General features: G+C 60.2%; 19 protein-coding genes and 1 pseudogene. 7 read left to right on the forward strand and 13 right to left on the reverse strand.

Annotated features, from left to right (window positions below; all coding sequences use genetic code 11):
- Positions 1–52 precede the first annotated feature (52 nt).
- On the reverse strand, positions 53–469 hold the full coding sequence (locus E4U03_RS05420; protein WP_135012220.1) for a DUF3151 domain-containing protein: 417 nt from the start codon (positions 467–469) through the stop codon (positions 53–55).
- 41 nt (positions 470–510) lie between these two features.
- Complete coding sequence (locus tag E4U03_RS05425; RefSeq protein ID WP_135012222.1) at positions 511–1,722, reverse strand: Fic family protein; 1,212 nt, start codon at positions 1,720–1,722, stop codon at positions 511–513.
- A gap of 80 nt (positions 1,723–1,802) precedes the next feature.
- Between E4U03_RS05425 and E4U03_RS13125 the strand changes: the two genes are divergently transcribed.
- Together E4U03_RS13125 and E4U03_RS13130 are read left to right on the forward strand one after the other, a co-directional pair.
- On the forward strand, positions 1,803–2,195 hold the full coding sequence (locus E4U03_RS13125) for a sodium/glutamate symporter (RefSeq protein WP_209304124.1): 393 nt from the start codon (positions 1,803–1,805) through the stop codon (positions 2,193–2,195).
- A 13-nt stretch (positions 2,196–2,208) separates the two neighbouring features.
- Complete coding sequence (locus E4U03_RS13130) at positions 2,209–2,391, forward strand: sodium/glutamate symporter (RefSeq protein ID WP_209304125.1); 183 nt, start codon at positions 2,209–2,211, stop codon at positions 2,389–2,391.
- Positions 2,392–2,572: 181 nt separating this feature from the next.
- Here E4U03_RS13130 and fbaA read toward each other — a convergent pair whose 3' ends face one another.
- From fbaA to E4U03_RS05465, 7 genes are all read right to left on the reverse strand, one after another.
- Positions 2,573–3,598 carry a class II fructose-bisphosphate aldolase gene (fbaA, locus tag E4U03_RS05435; protein WP_135012224.1) on the reverse strand — a complete coding sequence of 342 codons (1,026 nt, stop codon included), beginning with the start codon at positions 3,596–3,598 and terminating at the stop codon, positions 2,573–2,575.
- A gap of 275 nt (positions 3,599–3,873) precedes the next feature.
- On the reverse strand, positions 3,874–5,484 hold the full coding sequence (locus E4U03_RS05440; protein ID WP_135012226.1) for an SLC13 family permease: 1,611 nt from the start codon (positions 5,482–5,484) through the stop codon (positions 3,874–3,876).
- 140 nt (positions 5,485–5,624) lie between these two features.
- Positions 5,625–7,085, reverse strand: coding sequence for an MFS transporter (locus E4U03_RS05445; protein WP_135012228.1), 1,461 nt, complete (start codon positions 7,083–7,085; stop codon positions 5,625–5,627).
- A 242-nt stretch (positions 7,086–7,327) separates the two neighbouring features.
- Complete coding sequence (locus tag E4U03_RS05450) at positions 7,328–7,984, reverse strand: TrmH family RNA methyltransferase (RefSeq protein ID WP_135012230.1); 657 nt, start codon at positions 7,982–7,984, stop codon at positions 7,328–7,330.
- Positions 7,985–8,566 (reverse strand): orotate phosphoribosyltransferase, encoded by a 582-nt coding sequence (gene pyrE, locus E4U03_RS05455; RefSeq protein ID WP_135012232.1) that lies wholly within the window; start codon positions 8,564–8,566, stop codon positions 7,985–7,987.
- An 83-nt stretch (positions 8,567–8,649) separates the two neighbouring features.
- Positions 8,650–10,071 (reverse strand): anthranilate synthase component I family protein, encoded by a 1,422-nt coding sequence (locus E4U03_RS05460; RefSeq protein WP_135012234.1) that lies wholly within the window; start codon positions 10,069–10,071, stop codon positions 8,650–8,652.
- A 127-nt stretch (positions 10,072–10,198) separates the two neighbouring features.
- On the reverse strand, positions 10,199–10,528 hold the full coding sequence (locus E4U03_RS05465) for a rhodanese-like domain-containing protein (RefSeq protein ID WP_135012236.1): 330 nt from the start codon (positions 10,526–10,528) through the stop codon (positions 10,199–10,201).
- A gap of 179 nt (positions 10,529–10,707) precedes the next feature.
- Here E4U03_RS05465 and E4U03_RS05470 point away from each other — a divergent pair.
- The 5 genes and pseudogenes from E4U03_RS05470 to E4U03_RS05490 all read left to right on the forward strand — a co-directional run bounded on the left by E4U03_RS05470 (position 10,708) and on the right by E4U03_RS05490 (position 16,935).
- Positions 10,708–11,716: pseudogene (locus tag E4U03_RS05470) on the forward strand (peptide MFS transporter).
- 189 nt (positions 11,717–11,905) lie between these two features.
- On the forward strand, positions 11,906–13,888 hold the full coding sequence (locus E4U03_RS05475) for an OPT family oligopeptide transporter (protein WP_135012238.1): 1,983 nt from the start codon (positions 11,906–11,908) through the stop codon (positions 13,886–13,888).
- Positions 13,889–14,179: 291 nt separating this feature from the next.
- Positions 14,180–14,452: a FeoA family protein gene (locus E4U03_RS05480; protein WP_135012241.1), complete on the forward strand. Its 273-nt coding sequence runs from the start codon at positions 14,180–14,182 to the stop codon at positions 14,450–14,452.
- Between the two features lie 3 nt (positions 14,453–14,455).
- Positions 14,456–16,378 carry a ferrous iron transporter B gene (gene feoB / locus E4U03_RS05485; RefSeq protein WP_135012243.1) on the forward strand — a complete coding sequence of 641 codons (1,923 nt, stop codon included), beginning with the start codon at positions 14,456–14,458 and terminating at the stop codon, positions 16,376–16,378.
- Between the two features lie 2 nt (positions 16,379–16,380).
- A complete protein-coding gene (locus E4U03_RS05490; RefSeq protein WP_135012245.1) occupies positions 16,381–16,935 on the forward strand; it encodes a NifU family protein in 555 nt (184 codons plus the stop codon).
- Here the strand turns inward: E4U03_RS05490 and mnhG are convergent.
- Genes mnhG through E4U03_RS05510 form a run of 4 tightly spaced genes read right to left on the reverse strand, consistent with a single transcriptional unit; the run spans position 16,932 to position 19,905 of the window.
- Positions 16,932–17,288 (reverse strand): monovalent cation/H(+) antiporter subunit G, encoded by a 357-nt coding sequence (gene mnhG / locus E4U03_RS05495; RefSeq protein ID WP_135012247.1) that lies wholly within the window; start codon positions 17,286–17,288, stop codon positions 16,932–16,934. The genes E4U03_RS05490 and mnhG overlap by 4 nt on opposite strands.
- Positions 17,289–17,291: 3 nt before the next feature.
- Entirely contained in the window at positions 17,292–17,711 is a 420-nt protein-coding gene (locus tag E4U03_RS13640) for a monovalent cation/H+ antiporter complex subunit F (protein WP_135012249.1), read from the reverse strand.
- Positions 17,708–18,292, reverse strand: a complete 585-nt coding sequence (locus E4U03_RS05505; RefSeq protein WP_135012251.1) for a Na+/H+ antiporter subunit E — start codon at positions 18,290–18,292, stop codon at positions 17,708–17,710. The genes E4U03_RS13640 and E4U03_RS05505 overlap by 4 nt, the downstream gene beginning before the upstream one ends.
- Positions 18,289–19,905 (reverse strand): Na+/H+ antiporter subunit D, encoded by a 1,617-nt coding sequence (locus tag E4U03_RS05510; protein WP_135012284.1) that lies wholly within the window; start codon positions 19,903–19,905, stop codon positions 18,289–18,291. Before E4U03_RS05510 ends, E4U03_RS05505 begins: the two co-directional genes overlap by 4 nt.
- Between the last annotated feature and the right edge of the window lie 6 nt (positions 19,906–19,911).

Consider the following 19,911-nt stretch of genomic DNA (forward strand, 5'->3'; position numbering starts at 1 on the left):
AACCGCCCCAAATTTTCTTCATATTTCCAAGAAAATCCGGTGCGGGCAGGGGCTAGGCCAGCTCGGCGGCGGCAGCCGGGTCGGAGTCGTTCAGAAACTTCTCAATACGCTCAGCCTCGTCTGTCTCACCGATTGCTGCGGCAGTCTGGCCCAGAATCAGCAGGGCCTTCAGGAAGCCCCGGTTCGGCTCATGGCTCACCGGAATCGGGCCGTGCCCGCGCCAGCCATTGCCGCGCAGGGCGTCCAGACCGCGGTGATAACCCACGCGCGCATAGGCGTAGGCTTCAAGGGTTCTACCAGCACTCAGGGTTTCTTCGGCCAGCAGGGCCCAGGCCAGCGACGACTTGGGGAAGGCCTGCGCAAGGTCGGCAGGAGCTTCACCGGCGCGGACGCGAGCCGTCAGCTCAGGCTCTTCAGGCAGCAGGGTGGGGGCGGGGCCATCTAGCAGGTTCTTACCGGCAAGTGACATGGTTACTCCATTCAACTCAAATTCTTGTAACTACAAAAAGTCTACGCGTACCCAGGAAAAAGTAGGGTCTTACCTGCCTCACTCAACCGCACGCGCAACGGGCGGGACGAGGTACGCTCAACCAGTCTTTCTTGTTCCACATCAACAAGATAGGCCCGAACCGTATTTCGCGACTTCCCAAGAATCTGCGCTAAATCGCCCCATTCAATTCCGCGGCCCCCGCTGAAAAGATGAACCTGACCCAGAATAAACAGCACATCAAGCGCGCCAGCCGACAGCTCAGACTCGCCTGACTTGAGCCTGTCGACGCGCTCATACAGCAGCTGCATCATCTGTTTCTTTGCCTCAAAATCATCAATGAGTTCGAGCTGTGCGTCACGGATAAACCCAAGCATTACATGGGCAAATAGTGTGACTTCACCATAATTAAGCGGCTCCTCAACTTCGGTAAAAGCCCTGTGGTATTCCTCTTTTTTCTGCTTTATAAGGTGCGAGAGGGCAAGCACCGTGTAGGTAGAGAGCACCTCCTGCAGCTGGGCGCTTAAGAAAAAACGCCCGAAACGTCCATTGCCGTCATAGAAAGGGTGGGCCGCCTCAAACATAAAGTGCGAGACAGCTCTAGAAAGAAGAAAGGGCACCTCGGTGTTCTCAAGATGGTCAAACATAGCCCGTAGCTGCTGTTCAAGGGCCTCTTCGTCGCGAGCACCAGCATGAATAATTTTGCCTGCCCCATCATGCACATAGACAGGACCAGCCCTAAAAAACCTGCCATCAGGGCGGTCTTCGTCAGCGATCTCTGACCCAAAAAGGCGGTCGTAGGTAGCTCGTACTTCTTCCAGGGTGTGCGGAACGTCAACCTTGCCCTGTGATAGCTCAAGATAGAGCCGAGCAATCTCTCTAAACTTCTTGTTATCAGAGGGTTCAGCGTCGAGGGCCTCCTGGATCTCTTGCCTGGTTGACCGCACCCCCTCAATCTCGTTCGTCGCTGAAATTTCCTGAGTGATGAGCTCATACAGGTAACTTGCCCGAGCAGTCGCGGGAAAACTAGGGGCAAGTTCCTCAAGAGTTCTCTCATTCAACAGAATCTGTTCCTGCAGAAGGAGCAGCTGGGGGGTCACTGTGTAAAACAGAGTGTGGTCGCCCAGAACAAAGCTGGTTTCGCACCCCATATCACGGCGTTCTTGCGCGAACCTTCCAGCAGTCTGCCGGTCAAACTGATGAAAGATAGATTTGAGACTCCGGTATTTTTTCATGCTCCCCTATCTCCCAAAACCTAGTCTTTTTGGTAGTTACGGGTAATCTTATGCCACCCTAACTCCCAAAAACACCTTTTTTGTATTTAAGCCTAGCTCCGCCCGCCAGCTACTTCCACGCCTGCAGTGATGCTCTGCTCCTGCTCGGTATGTGGATTAAGAACCGCTTCTACTTCTTCCAGTGCTTCGCCATCCCCTCGCCCGTTATCGGCGGCTTCCTTTTCTCCCTGGTCAACATGGTGCTTCACCAGACCGGGGCCCTGACCATCGAGTTCGATACCACCCTGCAGAGCTTCTTCATGGTCATCTTCTTCACCTCGGTCGGCTACGGTGCCTCGCTCAAGGTGCTCAAGTCAGCCGGCTCAAAGGTAGGCCTCTTCCTGCTGGTCGCAACGGATCTCTGTATCGCGCAGAACATCGTGGCCGTCCTTATCGCCCCGTGGTCAACGTCGACCCGGCCCTGGCGCTCATGACCGGCTCCACCCCATGACCGGCGGCCACTGCGGCTTCGGCATGGGCGCAACCCCCAACGGCATCGCCAACATGGCATCCCTGGTCACCAAGTACAAGGCCTCCAAGTTGGCCTTCTTCATCCTGCCCATCGTCGGCGGCATGTTCATCGACTTCACCAACCTGGTGAACATCATGGCCTTCCCGTCCATCGTCTAGCCGGGGCGGACGTCCGCCCCCTCCGCGCAACTGTGCCGCGAAGTGCCATAGGTGCCGACCTATCCCCACCTATGGCACTTCGCGGCACATTCACCACCACAGCACAAAGGCGACGGACGCACCCGCACAAGCGGGAGCGTCCGGCGCCTTTGTTCTAAGCTAGCGAACCTAGCTACAGGGCTTACTTGCCGGAGGTACCAGCGGAGCCGAGCTGCTGGGCAGCCTCAACAACGCGAGCAGCCATACCAGCTTCAGCAGCTGCACCCCATACGCGGGGGTCGTAGGTCTTCTTGTTGCCGACCTCGCCGTCAACCTTGAGCACGCCATCGTAGTTGCGGAACATGTGGTCCACAACGGGGCGGGTGTAGGCGTACTGGGTGTCGGTGTCGATGTTCATCTTGATAACACCGTAGGAAACTGCGTCTGCGATTTCCTGCTCGGTGGAGCCTGAGCCACCGTGGAAGACCAGGAAGAAGGGCTTTTCGCCCTTGCCGTACTTAGCACCAACCTCGGTCTGGATTTCCTTGAGCAGTTCGGGGCGCAGGTGAACGTTACCGGGCTTGTAAACGCCGTGGACGTTACCGAAGGTCAGGGCTGCCATATAGGTGCCCTTTTCGCCCAGGCCGATGGCCTCAACGGTCTTGATGGCATCCTCAACGGTGGTGTAGAGGGAGTCGTCGATAGCGCCTTCAACGCCGTCTTCTTCGCCGCCAACAGCGCCGATTTCAACCTCGAGAACCTGGTGGTTCTTGGAGGTACGCTCGATCAGTTCCTGAGCGATCTTGAGGTTCTCTTCAAGGGAGATAGCGGAGCCGTCCCACATGTGGGAGTTGAAGATGGGGTCTTCGCCGCGGGCTACAGCCTTCTCTGATTCTGCGAGCAGGGGCAGCACGAAGTCATCGAGCTTGTCCTGGGGGCAGTGGTCGGTGTGCAGGGCAATGTTGACGTCGTACTGCTTAGCAACTTCGCGTGCGTAGGCAGCGAAGGCGAGGGAGCCGACAACCATGTTCTTCTTGTTGGGGCCTGACCAGTAGGCGGCGCCACCGGTGGAGGCCTGGATGATGCCGTCTGAGCCTGCTTCTGCGAAGCCGCGGATAGCAGCGTTCAGGGTCTGTGAAGAGGTGACGTTTACTGCGGGGTACGCAAAGCCCTTGGCGCGGGCGTTTTCGAGCATTTCTGCGTAGACTTCAGGGGTTGCAATAGGCATGCTGACTCCTTGGTTGTCGGTGGGGCCACCCGGTTGGTGGCCTGGTGTGAGTTGGTGCTGCACCCGGTGCGTGTAAGGACGCGGTGGGGCGAGCGCCTGCCTGCTTTTCAGTTTACCAAGGGCGCGGCGGGAAAGGGTAGGTTTCCCACACTAATTTCGGACATAAACCCACAGAAAACCATGTGTTTCTGGGGGTCTTAAGCACCCTAACACCGGCTTTTGCTACTTGCCGGTGTTAGGGTGTTGGGTTTTATGGGTTTAGTGGGGGCTCCGGCCTAGAGCGCGAAGATCCACATGGCCAGGGTCATGGTCACTGCGGTAATCGCCACGATGGAGAAAAGGTTGAGCCAAAGGCCGCCCTTGACCATCTGCCCGATGGTGACGTAGCCCGAGCCGTAGGCGATGGCGTTGGGCGGGGTCGCTACGGGGAGCATGAAGGCGCAGGTGGCGGCGAGGGCGACGGGGATGGCAAGCAGCATGGGGTCGTAGCCCATGCCCATGGCGATGCCGCCGGCGACGGGTAGGAAGGTAGCTGCGGTGGCGGTGTTACTAGTGAGTTCGGTGAGGAAGATGACGCCGGTGGTCACCAGCAGCACGATGACGAGGATGGGCAGGGTGCCGAGGGTGCCGACGGAGTCGCCGATCCACTGGGTGAGGCCGGAGCTGGTGAACTGGCCGGAGAGGGCTAGGCCACCGCCGAAGAGGAGCAGGACGCCCCAGGGCAGTTTAGTTGCGGTTTCCCAGTCGATGAGGCGCACGCCCTTGTTGGCGGTGCCACCGGCGGGTAAAGCAAAGAGCAGCAGGCCAACGGCGACGGCGATGCCGGCGTCGGTGATGGGCGGTGACTTAGACCAGATGATGGGGACGAAAATCCAGGCCAGGGCGGCTGCGATAAAGATGATGAGCACGCGCAGTTCGCCCGAGCTCATGGCACCGAGCTTGGCGTATTCGTTAGCGATGAGTTTCTTACCGCCGGGAATCTCTTTAATCTCGGGTTTGAAGAGCACCTTGGTGAGCAGGAACCAGCAGACAAAGAGCACAATCACCGACAGGGGTACGCCCACTAGCATCCACTGGCCAAAGCCGATGTGTACGTCGTGGGTGTCTGCCATGTAACCGGCGAGCAGGGTGTTGGGCGGGGTGCCGATCAGGGTGCCGAGGGAGCCGATGGAGGCAGCGTAGGCGATACCCAGCATGAGGGCGGTTCCGAAGTCGGACTTAATCACGGCGTCCTTGACGGCCTGGTCGTCGGGGGATGCGCCGTCCTCAATTTTAATGTCGGTGGTGCCGCTGGCCTGGGCAATCAGCATGAGCACGGAGACACCGATGGGGATCATCATGACGGCGGTGGCGGTGTTCGAGACCCACATGGAGAGAAAACCTGTGGCTACCATGAAGCCCGCGACCATCATGGAGGGCTTGGTGCCCATGACCTTGAGGGTGAGCAGGGCGATGCGGCGGTGTAGGTTCCAGCGCTGCATGGCCAGGGCCAGCAGGAAACCGCCCATGAAGAGGAAGATGATGTTGTTGCCGTAGCTAGCGCCGATGTCGTTGATTTTTACTTCGCTGTTGAAGACGGGAAAAATCACCAGCGGCAGCAGGGCGGTGGCGGGAATGGGCAGGGCCTCGGTCATCCACCAGGCACCCATCAGGACGGCGGTGGCTGCGGTCAGGCGCGCGGCATCGGGTACGTCGCCGGGCATGATGAGGTAGACCAGGGCGGCTGCAAGCAGGCCGCCGAAGAGACCGATGAGGCGCTTTTTGCGTTCGTCGGCTTCGACCTCTGGCGCCTGGGAGCCGCGCGAGCGGTGAATCTGGTCTATGGCCTGGGTGGGAGCTGCACTGTATTTTTGCAGGTGGTCACCCGTGATGTGGGGCTTGCCCATATCAACCTCACTCCATTGTGTGCTGATGCCGTAGGTCGCTGTTTACGAAAAAGAAACGGCTAACCTAGGCGGAATGTGTGTACAGGGAATGTTTTTACTGTACCTGATAAGCACTTTTATGAAGCGAGCGCGGGCGAGTGTTACCCCTCGCGCAGTTCGCGGCGGCGGTCGGCGATGGTGAAGGCGAGGCCGAGGGAGAGGGTCAGCACGATAGCGCCGAAGGAGGCTATGAGCCCGACGTTCCAGTGGGCGCCCGACTCCACCAGCCCGTAGAGGATTGAGGGAATGATGGCGGTACCGATAGCGGTGCCCATACGCTGTCCGAGAGAGAGCACGCCGCCAGCTACACCGCTGATGGCTGGAGGCACGGACGCCAGGGTCAGGGTCTGATTGGGAGAAATCACCAGACCACCGCCTGCTCCAATCAGAATCAGGGGCACCGCCAGGGCCCATACCGGTAGCAGACCCTGTTCCACCGGGGTCACGGTGAGCATGGTGGCCACAATCGAGGTAAGCGACAACCCGAACCCCAGCATCACCATACGGCGCCCCATAGCCAGCACACGGCGTCCTGCCCAGGGAGCTGCAAACGCAGACAGCAGGGATGAGGGGATGGTAATCAGCGCGGCGGTCAGCGCACTTTGGCCCAGGTGGTTCTGCACATAGATGGGGATAACCAGCCACACGCTGGTGTTACCCAAGAAGTAGAGGGTCACAATCATGATGCCGTTGCGGAAGGCAGGCTTGGTCACCAGGTCGATATCGAGCATGGGCGGGCGACCTGCCTTCTTATAGCGCTTTTCCCAGGCGATAAAGAAGGCGATGAGGGCAAGACCTACGGGCAGAACCGCCCAGACCAGCGGGTTGCCGCTGCGCTCGACGAAGGGGAAGAGTACAGCGAAGATTGCCAGGGCCAGGGTGGTCATACCGACGGGGTCGAGGTCGAGGCGGGCATGCTGCACGGGGGCGGACGGCCGGTCGTTGGGTACCCAGAGACGGGCCAGTAGCAACCCGGCAAGACCGATGGGCACATTGACCAGGAACATCATGCGCCAGCCTAGGGAGCCCCCGAAGATCTGGATGAGGAAGCCGCCGAGTACCGGCCCCACAATGACAGCCAGCGCTACCACCGTACCGAATATACCGTAGGCGCGGGCGCGGGCCTGGCCGGTGAAGTTGGCCTGGATGATGCCGGTGGTTTGGGGGTTGAAGAAGCCTGCGCCGAGGCCCTGGAGCACACGGGCGGCGATGAGGATTTCAATGGTGGGCGCGACGGCACTGAGCAGGGAGCCCAGGGTGAAGAGGGAAACCCCAATCATGAACATGCGGCGGCGGCCGGTGGCGTCGCCGATTCGCCCGGCGGCAACCAGGGGCACGCCAAAAGCCAGGGCGTAGCCGGAGACGACCCACTGGGTTTGGCTGGACCCCGCATTGAGGGAGTGCCCGATAGGGGTGAGAGCGACGTTGACGACCGAGATGGCCATGAGAGCCATGAAGAGCGGGGTGAGCAGGGCAGTGAGGAGCTTGCGGGGGCTGCTGGTAGCGGGCAGCTGGGCGTCAGGTACTCCTTGGGTACTGCCGGGTTCTGGCCTTGTGTTCATGCTGCACCTTTTTGCTCTCGTCTTTAGCCTACAGTGCCATTCTAAATCCGGTAGTACATTAATAAAATAATTAAGAGGGAAAGTTTTTGCAGAAATGCAAGTGCTTACGAGAATCGCGGAGTGCCCACGAAACGTGTGGGCACTCCGCGATTTTCATGGACACTCAGCGCCAGCGGACGCCGATGGGCGCCGCAGCTAGCGAGTTCGGCGGACGCCGGCGGGGTGCGCGTCCGTTCCCAGGGCTAGCTGACGCGCTGACCGAACTCGTGACGGCGAATCCAGGCATGCATTGCAATGCCGGCAGCGGTTGCTGCGTTCATAGACCGGGTGGAGCCGTACTGCTCGATAGACAGGGTTGCCTCGGCGGCCGCGTGAATCTCCTCTGACAGGCCGGGCCCCTCCTGACCAAAGACCAGGACGCAGTCCTTGGGCAGGTCGTAGGTTTCCAGCTGCTTGGAGTCGGGGAAGATGTCGATGCCGATAATGGCAAGTCCCTCACCCTTTGCCCAGGTCACAAAGTCTTCGACGGTGGGGTGGTGGCGCACGTGTTGGTAGCGGTCGGTGACCATAGCCCCGCGTCGGTTCCAGCGCTTCTTGCCGATAATGTGCACTTCTTTCGCCAAAAAGGCGTTAGCGGTGCGCACCACGGTGCCGATGTTGAGGTCGTGCTGCCAGTTTTCGATGGCTACGTGGAAGGAGTGGCGGCGGGTGTCGAGATCGGCGATGATGGCGCCCATAGTCCAGTAGCGGTAGTGGTCAAGGACGTTGCGGCGGTCGCCCTCGCGCAGCAGCTCGGGGTCCCAATGGTCACCCTCAGGCCATTCGCCTTCCCAGGGGCCGACGCCGATTTCCCGCTCCGGGCTCTCGGTTTCAGGCTCGGTTGCTTCGAGGTCTGCCACTTAGTCCAGGCCCAGGTCGGTCTTGGAGTAGGCGTAGAGGCAGGGTACACCCGCAACCTCTTCAATGTGCTCCTTGGCGCCGGTGGCGCGGTCAACGATAACAGCAACGGCTACAACCTCAGCGCCAGCCTTGCGCAGGGCTTCAACGGCGGTCAGTGCGGAGCCGCCGGTGGTGGAGGTGTCCTCGACAGCTACCACGCGGCGTCCTTCCACTGAGGGGCCCTCAACCTGACGGCCCATACCGTAGGATTTCTGAGCCTTACGCACGACGAAGGTGTCGATGGCGCGGCCCTGGTCGCCTGCCGTGCGCATGATGGCGTGGCCGACGGGGTCGGCGCCCATGGTCAGGCCGCCGGCGGCGTCAAATTCGATTCCGGCTGAGTCGAGCAAATAGAGCATAACCTGGCCAACCAGGCGGGATGCCTCGTGGTGCAGGGTGATGCGGCGCAGGTCGACGTAGTAGTCGGCTTCTTTACCGGAGGCCAGAGTGACCTTGCCGCGTACGACGGCCAGTTCGCTGATGAGCTCGCGCAGACGTTCGCGGGCTTCTTCGATGGGGAGGGTGGTGGAGAGGTTAGTCATGCTTTTTAGTCTAGTAGACCGGCAGATATTTACCCCGCGAAAAGTGCAAGTGCCCCGGGAAAAGTGACAGGCACTTGCACTTTTTAGGGGGTAGCTGCCTTGAGCTTGGTGACCATCTCGTCATATTCGGCAGCCGGGTCGGAGTCAGCGACAATCGCCCCACCGGCGGCCAGGGTAACCAGGCCGTCCGAGTGGGCTACCAGCGTCCTGATGACGATGGAAAGGGCAGCTGAGCCGTCCGCCCCCAGGTAGCCCAGGGCACCGGAGTAAACCCCGCGGGCCCGGCCCTCAAGCCGGTCGATAATAGCCATGGTGGCGGCCTTGGGCGCCCCCGTCATGGAGCCGCCGGGGAAGCAGGCGGCGACCGCGTCCAGGGCGGTGATACCCGAACGCAGCTGGGAGACGATGGTCGAGACCAGCTGGTGCACGGTCGAGTAGGACTCCACCCCCATCAGCACCGGCACCCGCACGCTCTCGGGATGGGAGACCAGGGAAAGATCGTTACGGAGCAGGTCCACAATCATGAGGTTTTCGGCCCGGGTTTTGGGGTCACGTGCGAGCCAGGCGGCGGCCTGGGCATCTTCATGAGCGGACGCGCCCCGCGGCACAGTGCCCTTAATGGGCTTGGCTTCGGCGCGGCCCTCAGCGGTGACAGTCAAGAACTTCTCGGGCGAGGATGAGAGCACCGTGAAGTCATCGCACCGCAAGAAGGCGGCATAGGGGGCGGCATTGGCCTGCCGCTGGGCCAGATAGAGGCTCAGAAGTTCATCGGCGCCCAGCGGGGTGGGCAGCTGCTGGGAGGCCTCAGCCGTCAGGCAAACCTCGTAGCTGTTGCCCTCAGCAATCTCGGCTTGGGCGGTGGCAATAGCAGCTAGATAGTCCGTGCGGTCAGGCAGGGGGAAGTCAGGCAAAACTACCCGCGAAGCATATTCTTGACCGGCTATAGATTCAGGTGAAGAGCTGTTTTTAAGCAGTTTTTGCGCGGTCTCTTCAACCCATTCAGCGGGGCCAACCAGCCACGCTTTCCCGCTATCGTGCTCGTACATCAGGTAGTGGGTTGCGGGCATCCAGAGGGCATCGGGGGTGCGGGCCACCCGCTGGGGGTGTTCGCTGTGGAAGGTGGTGACTTCTAGGTCTGCGTGGGCCTCATAGCCCATGAACCCCACATAGCCGCCCAGCAGGACGTCGGCGGGCGGAGCGTCCTGGCCCTCGTCTAGCTCGGGGCGCGGCGCAGATTCCAGGAAGCCGGGGAGTACCTGCCAGATGCTGTCGCGATAAACCTGGTGCGGGCGTCCGCTTATATCGAGCACATCAACCTGCCCCGGCTGCGCGTAGCGCAGCACTCCCCCGCCCAGGGGCGCCCCCAGGTAGGAGTAGCGGGACATGGGCGACTCGTCGCGGGCTGAATCCAGCCAAAAAGCATACGCAGAACTACCAGCCAGCACGGGGAAGGCGGCTGCGGGTTCTACCGGAAAGTTCAGGGCACGACAGGTTAGAGCGGTCACCGACTTATTGTAACGAGACAGGCGGAGGTTTTACCTGTGCAAGCCTGGCTCGGGGCTGGCGTTAAGGGTGGCTTACGCAGGTAAAACCGTAGCTACCCGCCATCGAGCTAGCGAGGCCGGCGGGTAGTTAGCGAACCTGCGGGGTTTCGCCGTTTTCTGAGACCATGGGCTTTTCGGCGTCCTGCCAGGCGCCCATACCGCCGATGACGTTGATGGCGTCAAAGCCGTACTGGGTGAGGTAGGCGGCAGCGCGCAGGGAGCGACCGCCTGCGCGGCAGATGACGTAGACGTCCTCGTCGAGGGGAACTTCGCCGTAGCGTTCGGGCACCTCGCCCAGGGGAATGTGTTGGGCACCTTCAATGTGGCCTTCTACCCATTCGTAGTCTTCACGCACGTCAAGGATTTTGGCGTCTGCGGGGATTTCGTCGACGGTGACATGGCGTAAATCGTCGTTCATAAGGGTCTCCTTCACGATAAAAATATCTAAGTGCTGTCGCCACTAACTCTAATAGCCCGCAGCCTAAACCTAAAGGAAAGTGACTGACGGGTTTAACTAAGCCAGCTGAGAAGAGTATCGTTACCTACCGAACAGATACCGTGCACACACGGTTTTCCTATCTATATAAGCGAATCGATATGTCTACTCTGCCTGTGGCAACACCGCCGAACCCAACAGACACCTCAAGCAAAAACCGGGGATTCTTTGGCCACCCCCGCATGCTTTCTAACCTCTTTATGGTGGAAATGTGGGAGCGTTTTTCCTACTACGGCATGCAGTCCATCATGCTCTACTACCTCTACTACAGTGCAACTGAAGGTGGCCTAGGGCTTAACGAAACTGCCGCTGCGGGTGTAATGGGCGCCTACGGAGGCATGGTCTACCTGCTTGCTATTTTGGGCGGCTTCCTCGGCGACCGAGTGCTCGGCCCCGAGCGTACCCTTTTCTACGCCGCAATCGGCATTATGGCAGGTCACGTTGCCCTAGCTATCATCCCTGGAGTACCCGGGGTAGTAGTAGGTTTGGTCCTCGTCGCTATCGGGTCAGGCTGCCTGAAAACTAACGCCTCTGTACTGGTAGGCTCTCTCTACTCCCGCGAAGATCCTAAACGCGACGGCGGATTCACGATCTTCTACATGGGTGTTAACCTGGGCGCCCTCATCGGCCCTCTGCTGACCGGCCTCGGCTGGACCTCCTTTTATCCTGCTGTTTGGTGCCGTCTTCACGGCTATGTGGACCAAGATGGGTGATCGTCAGCCCACTACCCCTAAGAAATTCGCTATCGGTCTGATTCTCATTGGAGCCGCCTTCCTCATCTTCTTGCTGCTGGCAGGCAATACTCACGTTAACGTTATGTGGCTAGTTCTTATCCTCTTCTTCTGCACCCTCGGCGAACTTTCAATTTCACCTGTAGGCACTTCCTTAGCCTCTAAGCTGGCGCCTGAAGCGCACCGCGTGATGATGATGGCTCTCTACTTCTGCTCTGTATCTATGGGCACCGTTTTGGCAGGCTGGCTGGCCCAGTTCTACTCACTAGAAAATGAGGTTCCCTACTTCACTGCTATGGGCCTTATCTCGATTGCAACGGGTATTGTCATTTTCGCTCTCAATAAGTGGATTGTGAAGAAGATGGCAGGCGTACGCTAAGCCCTATCCCCCCTGCCCTTTACGTTTTCGCGAAAGAGCTACCGCCGTGCGCAGACCCAACAGAAGCATGCATATATGCACACTGAAGTTTAAATATGCCAAGCCACAGGAGTATTGTTGAGGCTGGCTTCAGAAGCAGCATCACCTGAACCGCACCATCATTGGCACATTTTCGGAAACGAGTTGATCTTGTCCTCACACAAAGCAGAGGCACCAGCCCCCACTGGGTCCTCCAGCCCCGTCCGCGAATTTACCCTTCGCGCCGTCATCCTCGGTGGTCTGATTACCCTGGTCTTCACCGCCGCAAATGTCTACCTGGGCCTGAAAGTTGGCCTCACCTTCGCAACGTCCATTCCCGCCGCCGTGATTTCCATGGCGATTCTGCGCAACTTCAAGAACCACTCCATCATGGAGAACAACATTGTGCAGACCATTGCTTCAGCAGCGGGTACCCTCTCTGCAATTATCTTTGTGCTGCCCGGCCTGGTCATGATTGGTTGGTGGGCAGGCTTCCCCTACTGGACCACCGCTTTTGTCTGCGCTATCGGCGGCGTCCTGGGTGTTACCTACTCCATCCCCCTACGCCGTGCGCTGGTCACCGGCTCAGATCTGCCCTTCCCCGAAGGTGTTGCAGCGGCTGAGGTACTCAAGGTCGGTAACGACCAGGGCTCTGCAGAAGAAAACCAAAAGGGCCTGCGCATGATTGTGTGGGGTTCACTGGCATCTGCTGGCTTCGCTATCCTGACCTCGCTGAAGGCAGTAGCAGGCGGCTTCACCCAGTTCTTCCGCCTCGGCGCGGGTGGCACCATGGTCAGCACCTCCTTCTCCCTGGCTCTTATCGGCGTTGGCCACCTGGTTGGCCTGGCCGTCGGTATCTCCATGATCGTTGGCCTGCTCATCTCCTACGGCGTGCTGCTGCCCATGCGCACTTCAGGCCTGCTGCCGGCGTCCGGCGATATCTCAGACGTCGTCTCCTCAACCTTCTCCCAGGACGTCCGCTTCATCGGCGCGGGCACCATGGCAGTTGCAGCGATATGGACCCTCGTCAAAATCATCGGCCCCATCATCAAGGGCATCAAGGACTCCCTAGTAGCTTCCCGCGCCCGCCAGGCTGGCCAGACCGTTGACATCACCGAGCGCGATATCCCCTTCTCCGCCGTCGCCGGTGTAACCATCGGCGCCATGATCCCGGTTGGCCTGCTGCTCTGGCTCTTCATCAAAGACACCGCCATTGCCCACCACACCGGAACCCTCATCGTCCTCTCCATCGTCTACGTGCTGCTCGTGGGCCTGATTGTAGCTTCTATCTGTGGCTACATGGCGGGTCTCATCGGTGCGTCGAACTCACCCATTTCAGGTGTGGGCATCATCGTCGTCCTGTCTGCCGCCCTACTCATCAAGACCGTTATCGGCAACGATGCAGACACCGCCTCCCTGGTCGCCTACACCCTCTTCACCGCCGCTGTGGTCTTCGGTATCGCCACGATTTCTAACGACAACCTGCAGGACCTCAAGACCGGTCAGCTCGTTGGTGCCACCCCCTGGAAACAGCAGGTTGCCCTGATTGTCGGTGTTCTCTTCGGCTCTGCCATCATCCCGCCTGTTCTGCAGCTGCTCCTGACCGGTTTCGGTTTCGCAGGCTCCCCCGGCGCTGGCGAGGAGGCCCTTTCGGCTCCTCAGGCTGCCCTGCTCTCCAGCGTGGCTCAGGGCATCTTCGGCAACTCCCTCAACTGGGAGCTGCTGGGCCTGGGTGCCATTATCGGTGTGGTTATTATTGCCATCAACGAGGTTCTGACCGCTACCACCAAGGGTAAGTACTCCCTGCCTGCCCTGGCGGTCGGTATGGGCATGTACCTGCCTATCGCTCTGACCCTCATCATTCCCGTCGGCGCCCTGCTGGGCTTCCTCTACAACCGTTGGGCCTCCAAGCAGCGCAATGCTGAGGGTGCCGAGCGCATGGGCGTGCTGGTAGCAACCGGCATGATTGTGGGCGAGTCGCTGTGGGGCGTGGTCAACGCCGGTATTATCGCAGCAGCGGGTAACCCCGATATCCTAGGTGTCTTCAGTGACCAGTGGGTCGAGGGCGGCGGCTATTACCTGGCCCCGGTCGTCTTCATCCTGGTTATTTGGGCCCTCTACCGCAAGGCAAAGAAGAACGCCGTAACCTCCTAACCTTCTGCCCTTCCCGCTTCTTCTGAAAGGGGACCGCAGAACCAAAAAAGGACCGCATATTTTGCGGTCCTTTTTTTGGTTTTCTGGTCCCCTTGCAGGAGTAGGGGCGGACGGACATGCGTGGGCAGGTTCCCCGCCCTGCTTCACCGGACGTCTCCGCCCGCTCCAACCAGAGATAAGAAAACTTTCATGCCCTAATAGACAAAAGTGCTTCAGAAGAGAAAAATGATACTTAAGATAACCTAAGTTCACCCCTAACGGGTGCCTTATTTTTCTAGATGGGATGCTCTCATGACTCTCTTAGCACAGCGCGAATCCGCCCCCGTATATGCTGCCGGCAGCACACTCGCTAGCGCCCACCCCCAGCAGATTTTTACGGTCGAAGGCTTCTGCGACAGCGCAGACCCGACGGTTATTCAAAGACTCCACGATTTAGGGTTCCGGGTTGGTAGCGAAATTAAGTGCCTGCGACGGGCGCCATTAGGTTCCCCGCTCATGTTCCGGGTCTGCGACACCGATATCTGCCTGCGTAAACAGCAGGCTGCCCTCGTCAAGGTCGGCTAGCCCATGAGCTGTCACGCTGAAACTGGGAGCACCACACTCACCGGCGTCCCTGAAGTTGCCCTGATTGGTTCCCCCAACTGCGGCAAATCCACCCTCTTCAACCACCTCACCGGTTTGAGCGCAAAAACCGGCAACTACCCCGGCGTTACGGTCACCCGCTCCCGCGGAACCGCCCGCACGGCGTCCGGCCCCGTGACAATCACCGACCTGCCCGGCACCTATGCCCTCACCCCGGCGAGCCCCGACGAAGAAGTCGTCCTCAGCCACCTGCGCGGCGAGCTAGGGACCGAAGCTGTGCCAGATGCTCTCCTGCTCGTTGCGGACGCCACCACCCTGCGCCGCTCCCTTGCCCTGCTCGGGCAGGCCCTAGCTCTCGGCAAGCCAACCGCCCTGGTGCTCACCATGGTTGATGAGCTGCGGGCAGGAGGCGGCGATATAGACGTCCAGCGCTTTTCACAGGCCCTCGGTGTTCCGGTCGTTGAGGTTGTGGCTCACAAGGGGCGCGGTATTCAGGATGTCCGTGGTCTGCTAGCTCAGGCCACCTCCTGGTCGACCTTGCTGGTGCAGCCCCCGCTAGAAGACCCTAGAGAGCTAAGTTCCTGGATTGACTCGGTGCTCTCGGTCAGCGATTACCGCCCGCCGGCGCCTAACAAGGTCACCCGAGGTATCGACCGCTACCTGCTCCACCCAGTTCTGGGCACAGTGGTTTTCTTTGCGGTCATGTTCCTGTTCTTCCAGACCATCTTTACGGTGGCAGTTCCGGCGCAGGACGCCATCGAGCAGCTTTTCGCTGCCTTGGGCGAGGCGGCGAGCGCCAACATCTCTAACCCGGTGCTGGCTGATTTTGTGAATACGGCCCTTATCGGGGGCATGGGCGGTGTGCTGGTCTTTACCCCGCAGATTATGTTGCTGTACCTGCTGATTTCTCTTTTGGAGTCGGTGGGGTATATGTCGCGGGCAGCGTTTTTGACGGACCGCGTCATGGCTTATTCGGGGCTTGATGGGCGGGCCTTTGTTGCTATGCTCTCGTCGATGGCCTGTGCGGTGCCCGGGATTATGGCGACCCGTACCATGCCGTCCTCTCGTGATCGTCTGGCAACCATTATTTCTGCGCCGCTGATGACTTGTTCGGCTCGTCTGCCAATCTATGTGCTGCTCATCGGCCTGCTCGTACCATCGGACGCCCGGCTGGGGCCCTTTAGCACCCAGGGGGCGGTACTCTTTGTCATGTACCTGTTAGGCGGGCTGGCTGCAATGCTGGTTGCTGCCCTTTTCAAGTCAACGATTTTGCGCCGCGGCACCTTGCCCTTCTACCTGGAGATGCCACCTTACCGTTTACCTGCACCTCGGGCGCTTGCGACGGCTGTATGGACTCCGGTGTGGATATTTATCCGTAAGGCTGGCACTATCATCTTGATTGCCACGACCGTGCTGTGGGGTCTGATGACCTTCCCGTCGCAGGGCGAGGCGCCCGAAGGCATGGGCGAGGCTGAGGCTGCTGCCTATGTGCTTGATCATTCCTACGCTGCGTCTATTGGTAAGGCTGTTGAGCCGGTCTTTGAGCCGCTTGGTTTTGAGTGGCGCATTAACGTGGGCCTTATTGGTTCTTTTGCGGCACGTGAGGTCTTTGTGTCAACCATGGGCCAGGTGGTTGCGGCAGAAGATACCGAGAACCCCGGCGATGCTCTTGCCGCCATGACCTACACATCGGGTGAGCACGCCGGGGAGAAGGTGATGACTCCCCCGACTCTGGTGTCCCTGCTCGTTTTCTACGCCTTTGCTATGCAGTGTGTTTCTACCCTGGCTGTGATGCGGCGTGAGACGAACTCTCTCAAGTGGCCGGCCTTTACCCTGGTCTACATGTTTGCACTGGCTTGGGGTGGGGCCTGGCTGGCGCGCGCTCTTACCCTGTGGGTGATGGGCTAGGCGTGCGAGTTCTTTTGCACCCTGAAGCTACCGACCACCCGGCTGAGGTGCGCTGGGTGTTGCCGGACTACCCCGGTGATTTGGCGCTGGTGGCCTCGCACCCGGCGTCCCCGCTCATGGAGCTGGTGGCAGACGGGACGCTCAAGAGCGTAGCTGGAGAGCCCGGCGCTATCTTAACGCTGGCTCACTCCCCCGAGGCTTGGAAGGGCGTTGCGGGGAAGGTACGCAGAGCTGTTGAGGACGCCGTCGCACCGGCTTTGGCTGACCGGCAAGGCGCCCGGGAAGAGACTTCTGCTGGGGCAGTGTCTCTTGCCGACCAGCAGCTCCTACAGGAGCTGGCTCCCCAAGTGTTGGAGCGCTACGTGCGTCCGCTGGCTGGTGCCCACGGCGGCACCATTGACATCACCCGCGTCGCCGACGACACGGTGTGGGTTTACCTGGATGGGGCCTGCAGGGGGTGCCCCGCCGCGGCCTTTACCCTGCAACAGCGGTTTGAGAGGGAGCTGACCCGCAAGCTCCCCGGCGCCCAGGTGCGCGAGGACCGCAGTAGGCGCTAGTTCCCCTCCACCTCATCGACCAGGGCACGCAGGTCGTCGTGGCGTAGGTCGTCCTTGCGGAAGTGCTTGTTGCGGTAGCCGGAGCGGCCCATCATGTGCCCCGAGATGGGGATGGTGAGCATCTGTAGGAGCAGGATAACCAGCAGTACGGGCAGGAGCGCCAGGGAACGGAAGTGGAAGGCCACAGCCAGCAGCATGAGAATCATGCCGAAAACCTGGGGTTTAGTGCCCGAGTGCAGGCGGGTGAGCAGGTCGGGGAAGCGCACCAGGCCAATAGCGGCGCCCAGCGACATGAAGGCACCCAGAATCATACAGATGATGGTCAGAGCATCGAAAACGGTATCAAGATTCACGGTCTACTCCCCCAGATCCTTGCTCGCCCGCACGGGGTGGGCGCCATCGTGCCCCTGCTTATCGGTGTCTTCTGCCAGTTCCCCGAGGGCGTACTTGCTGCCCTTCTTGCGGGAGCGGCGGCGGGGGCGTCTTTCATGCAGACGGGATACCGGGGTGCTCTCGTCCGCCTTGGAGTTATCTGCGAAACGGGCCACGGTCACCGACCCCACGAAGCCGATCATGGCCAGGGCCACCAGCAGAATCAGGAAGAACTGGCTGTCGGTATAAATCATGAGCACGCAGAGCGCGGCCGTGAGAATTGAGAGCAGCACGTCGCTGGCGAGCACGCGGTCCAGCAGGGCGGGGCCCTTCCAGATGCGGTAGACGGTGCCCCAGGTGGCTAGGGTGAGAATCAGGCCGGTGGCCCAGATAGCCCAGGTCATGCGTGCTCCTTTCGGCTGGCGGTGCGGTCGGCTTCTTCGTCCTGTTTGAGGGCTTCGTACTCTTCGCGGCTACCGGCGGCCTTGATGATGAGGTCTTCGAAATAGGCCACCTGGCGGGTGAATCGCTCAATTTCCTCGGGAGTGGAGGTGTTGAGCACGTGGAAGTAGAGCACCGACAGGGAGCGGTCCACTTCAACCACCACGGAGCCGGGAATCAGCGACATGGTGTGCGAAACGGCGGTCAGTAGCAGGTCTGAGTGGGTGCGCAGCTGCACGGCAACCACCGAGTTGCGCAGGGGCGGGCGGAAGGTCATGGCCAGCCACATCACCACAATCGAGGCCTTGGCGATATTCCAGAAGAGTTCCACCACAAAACGCGCCGCGTAGAAAATGTTGAAGCGGTTCGACAGGTAGAGAGTCGGTAGCCGGAAGACCGACATGGTCAGGGCCGCCAGCACCGCGCCGAAGGCGATAAAGGGCAGGGAAAAATCCTGCCAGAGGGCGCACCAGACAAAGACCAGCCAGAGGAAGGGCGGGATAGCGTGAATCAGGCTCTCGCGCGAGAGGGTGGGCTTTTTCATTGGTTCACCTCCTGGGAGTGGTTATCAACGATTTGCTGTTCGAGGTACTCAGCTCGTTTGGGGGCGTCGGGGCCAAAGACCGAGCTGATGTAGACGTCGGGGTTGAAGAGGTTATCTGAGGCGTTATCTGCCAGCTGGAAGAGGGGGCCTGAGAAGAGGGTAATGAGCACACCCACCACGACCAGGGAGACGGTGGAGGCCATCATGGACGCCGGAATCGGCTTGGTCTCGTAATGGGCAGGGTCATCGGAGTGCTCGGCCATGACCAGTTCGGGGGTGGGCTCTTCGGCCTCCTTGGCGGGGCGCCAGAAGGCCTTGTTCCACACACGGGCTAGGGCCAGCAGGGTCAGCAGGGAGACCAGGACGCCCACGCCCGCGTTGATGTAGGCCAGGGCGCTACCGTTCTCTACGGACGCCTCAATGAAGCCAATCTTACCGATGAAGCCGGAGAAGGGCGGGATGCCGCCGAGATTGATGGCGGGGATGAAATAGAGCAGGGCCAGGACGGGAGCAGTTTTCATCAGGCCACCCAAACGGCGCACGTTAGTCGAGCCAGCTCGGCGTTCTACCAGGCCAACTACCATGAAGAGGCCGGTCTGAATCACGATGTGGTGGGCGATGTAGAAGACCACGGTGGTCAGCCCCAGCTCGTTACCCAGCGAGATACCCCAGATCATGTAGCCGATGTGGCTAATCAGAATAAAGGAGAGCAGACGCTTGATATCGCCCTGGGCCAGGGCACCTAAGATGCCCACGAGCAGGGTCAGACCTGCCACGACCCCCAGAAGCGTATCCAGGCGTCCTTCGGGGAAGAGGAGGGTTTCGGTGCGGATAATCGCGTAGACGCCCACCTTGGTGAGCAGGCCCGCGAACACGGCGGTCACGGGCGCCGGGGCTGTGGGGTAGGAGTCAGGTAGCCAGAGGGAGAGCGGGAAGACCGCAGCCTTGATACCGAAAGCAATCAGCAGCATGAGGTGCAGCTGCATCTGGGTACCCTCGGGCAGGGTGCCCAGCTTGAGCGACAGGTCGGCCATGTTGATGGTGCCCACCGAGGCGTAGACAAAGCCGATGGCGGTGAGGAAGAGCATGGACGAGACAACCGAAACCACCACGTAGGTCACACCCGCACGAATACGCGGGGTGTTGGCGTTCATGGTAATCAGCACGTAGGAGGCCATGAGCAGGATCTCGAAGCCCACGTAGAGGTTGAAGAGGTCACCCGCCAAGAAGGCGTTCGACACGCCCGCCAGTAGCAGCAGGTAGGTGGGGTAGAAGACCGAGATGGGTACCTCGTCGTCCTCGTCCTGCAGGTTTTGGCCGGTAGCAAAGACCAGCACCGCCAGCGAGATAGTCGAGGAGACCACCAGCATGAGAGCTGAGAGCTGGTCAACCACCATGGTGATGCCGAAGGGGGCCTCCCAGCCTGCTATATGCACGGTCTGGGGCGTTGCGTCCCACACTGCGGCCAGCAGCAGGGCCTCGAACACCAGGGTAATAGCTACCGCGGCGAAGGCGATGACGCGCTGCACGCTGTCCTTCTTCGAAACGAAGGTGATAGCGGCGGCCAGGAAGAGAATGATGATGCAGAGAGGGGCGAGCTGGGCGATAGCGATATCCAC

Source organism: Rothia nasimurium (genome assembly GCF_004569295.1).
Taxonomy (GTDB): Bacteria; Actinomycetota; Actinomycetes; order Actinomycetales; family Micrococcaceae; genus Rothia; species Rothia nasimurium_B.